Raw genomic sequence first — 3,122 nt, 5'->3', positions numbered from 1 at the left:
GGCGGGCCACGCCCGCCGCGACCGCACCCGTGAGCAGCACCGCGCCGAACGCGACGACGAGCACGACCAGGCCCACGCGGTCCGCGTCGCGCTGCGCGTCGGCCGCGGCGGACGCGAGGTACTCCTCGAACGCCGCCTCGAACGCGTCGAGGTGCTCGAGGTACGCGTCGATGAGCGGCTGGCTGACGTCGTCGGTCGCGGCCTCGTACGCGGCCGGGTCACCCGACAGGGCCGCGGGCACGATCGTCGTGTCGCGGGCCTGCGTCCACGCGTCGAGCCCGTCGGAGAAGTCCCGCCACCGCGGGTCGTCCCGGAACCGCGGGTGCGCGTCGACGACCGCGCGCGCCTCGTTCATCTCGGCGTCGTTCGCCGCGACCCGCGCGACCCACTGCTTCTGCTCGTTGCCGCGCGTCGCGGCGATCTGCGCGACGATCATGCGGGCCTTGAGCTGGTCCTCGTGCACGACGCTGGTCGCGCTGCCCACCGTGTTCTCGACGACGACGAACTCGTTCATCGAGGCCGCGACGCCGTCGATCTCGACGTACGCGTACACGCCGTTGCCGATGGCCGCGGCCCCCACGAGCCCGACGACGCACAGGATCTTGACCTGCACCGAGAGGTCCGCGAACCGTCCGAGAAGCCCGCGGCGGCGCGTGCTGGTGGTGTCCATGGCTGCTCCCTCGCCCTGCCCTGCTCGACTCCCCCCGGCACCGCTCCATCGGCGGACGCGCGCGGGTCGTGAGCAGAACGGGAGGTGAACCCCGGTGGGGTCCACCTCCCGTCCGAGGGGGGGTGCGGGGCCGTGCGGCCCGTGACGCGGGTCAGGCCGCGACGGCCTCGTCCACGTCGAGCACGAGCAGCAGGCGCCCGTCGAGCTTGTGCGCGCCGCGCACGACCGAGCGCATCGCGGGGTCGAGCGTGTCCGGCGGCGCCTCGAACGAGTCGGGACCGACCTCGACGACGTCGCCGATCTCGTCGACCAGCAGGCTGATCGGCTCGCCGGCGACCTGCACGACGACCATCATCGGCTCGTCGCCCGCGAGCGGCGGCAGCCCCATGCGCGTGCGCATGTCGATGGTGAGGACGACCTGCCCGCGCAGGTTCACCAGGCCGGCGACCTCGGCGGGCGCGAGCGGGACGCGCGTGCGCGTGTGCGAGCGCAGCGCCTCCTGCACCCGCAGCACGTCGACGCCGTACAGCGTGCCGTCGAGCGTGAACGTGACGTACTGGCTCATCGTGCCGCTCCCACCAGGTCGGAGCCCAGCACCGCGGACACGTCGTCCGGGTCCTGCGCGGGCTCGTCGTAGAACGCCGCGTCGGCGGCGAGGACCGCCGACCGCACGTCGAGCAGCTCGACGACGCGGCCGCCGAGCACCGTAGACCCGAGCAGGCCCATGTCCTCGACGTCGGAGTGCTGGTCGTCGCGGTCCTCGAGGATGTCGACGATCTCGCGGACCACCAGGCCGACGGCCCGCGTGCCGCGCGTCAGCACGACCACGAGCAGCTCGTCGACCTCCTCGCCGTACGCGCCGAGCATCCGGTCGAGCCGCACGAGCGGCAGGATCGTGCCGCGGTAGCGCACGACCTCCCGCCCGCCGACGCGCTCGACCTCGTCGGTGCGCAGGTGCTCCAGGCGCGTGACCTGCTGCAGCGGCATCGCGACGTGGCGACCCTCGCCGATGCCGACGACGAGCACCTGCTCGCGGCCCGCGTGGTCGAGCTGCTCCTCGACGCCCGCGCGGCGCGCCGCGGCCTCGACCTCGCCGTGCAGCGCGCGCCGCGCGACGGCCTGCACGTCGAGGATCAGCGAGACGCGACCGTCGCCCAGCACCGTCGCCCCGGCGTACGCGCCGATCGACTTGAGGCGCGCCGACAGCGGCTTGACCACGATCTCCTCGGTGTTGAGGACCCGGTCGACCAGGAGCCCGAACCGGTGGTGGTCGGCCTGCACGACCGCGATCACCGAGCTCGACCCCTCGGTCGCCTCGTCGGGGATCTCCAGGACGCCCGTGAGCGACACGAGCGGCAGCAGCTCGCCGCGCAGCCGGTAGACGGGCGCGTCGTGCACGTGCTCGATCGCGGTGCCGCCGCGCTGCGCGTCGAGCGCGACGAGCTCCAGCAGGTTCACCTGCGGGACCGCGTACACGTCACCGGCGCACTCGACCGTCAGCGCGGGCATGATCGCGAGCGTCAGCGGGATCCGCAGGCGCCAGACGGTGCCCACGCCCACGGTCGACTCGACGTCGACCGTGCCGCCGACCTGCTCGACCTTGGTGCGCACGACGTCCATGCCGACGCCGCGGCCCGACACGTTCGTCACGGCCGACGCGGTCGAGAACCCGGGCAGGAACAGCAGCTGCAGCAGGTCGCCGGGCGCGCTGGCCTCGACCTGCGCGGGCGTGCGCAGCCCGCGCTCGACCGCCTTGGCGCCGACGACGACCGGGTCGATGCCCTTGCCGTCGTCCGCGACCTCGACGACGACCTGGCCGCCCGCGTGGTACGCGCGGAGCGTGAGGACGCCCTTGGCGGGCTTGCCCGCGGCGACACGCGTCGCGGGCGCCTCGATGCCGTGGTCGACCGCGTTGCGCACGAGGTGCGTGAGCGGGTCCTTGACGGCCTCGAGCAGGCTGCGGTCGAGCTCCGTGTCGCCACCCGACATCTCGAGCTGGACCTCGCGCCCGCACGTGGCCGCGAGGTCGCGCACGACGCGCGGCATCTTGGACCACAGGTGCTCGATGGGCTGCATGCGCGTCTTCATGACGCCCTCCTGCAGCTCGCCGGCGACGAGGTCGAGGCGCTGGGCCGTGCGCACGAGCGTGACGTCGTCCGCGGCGGCGGCCAGGCGCGTGATCTGGTTGCGGGCCAGCACGAGCTCGCCCACCTGGCGCATGAGCGCGTCGAGCAGGTCGACGTCGACGCGGATCGCGGAGTCGCCGACGCGCAGGTGGCCGACCTCCTCGGCGGCCTCGGCCGCCGGGGCCGGCGGCTCGGGCGCGGGGTGCGGCTGCGGGACGACGGCCGCTGGGGCCGTCGGCGCGGGCGCCACCGGGGCGGCGGGCGCCGCGACGGCGGGTGCGGGAGCCACGGGTGCGTCGGCCACGGGAGCGGCGGCCGCAGCCGAC

At 74.6% G+C, this 3,122-nt stretch carries 3 protein-coding genes; all 3 read right to left on the bottom strand.

What is annotated here, in order from left to right; translation table 11 throughout:
- A partial coding sequence (locus tag CS2_RS18010; protein WP_156442217.1) for an MCP four helix bundle domain-containing protein occupies nt 1-670 on the bottom strand: 670 nt, incomplete at its 3' end.
- A gap of 151 nt (nt 671-821) precedes the next feature.
- The gene (locus CS2_RS18005; RefSeq protein ID WP_046530129.1) at nt 822-1,235 is read right to left on the bottom strand and encodes a chemotaxis protein CheW; all 414 of its coding nucleotides are present in this window, start codon (nt 1,233-1,235) and stop codon (nt 822-824) included.
- Nucleotides 1,232-3,122: chemotaxis protein CheA (locus CS2_RS18000; RefSeq protein WP_156442216.1), on the bottom strand; the 1,891-nt coding region annotated here is incomplete at its 5' end. The genes CS2_RS18000 and CS2_RS18005, both read right to left, overlap by 4 nt.

This window comes from Cellulomonas iranensis NBRC 101100 = JCM 18110, assembly GCF_001552375.1.
Classification (GTDB): domain Bacteria; phylum Actinomycetota; class Actinomycetes; order Actinomycetales; family Cellulomonadaceae; genus Cellulomonas; species Cellulomonas iranensis.
Note: the sequence above shows the minus strand (reverse complement) of the source record. Positions and strands in the feature narration are given on the sequence as shown.

What these genes read in the sequence shown, in the direction of transcription:
- CS2_RS18005 (WP_046530129.1), bottom strand. Translation starts at nt 1,235, where the DNA reads ATGAGCCAGTACGTCACGTTCACGCTCGACGGCACGCTGTACGGCGTC.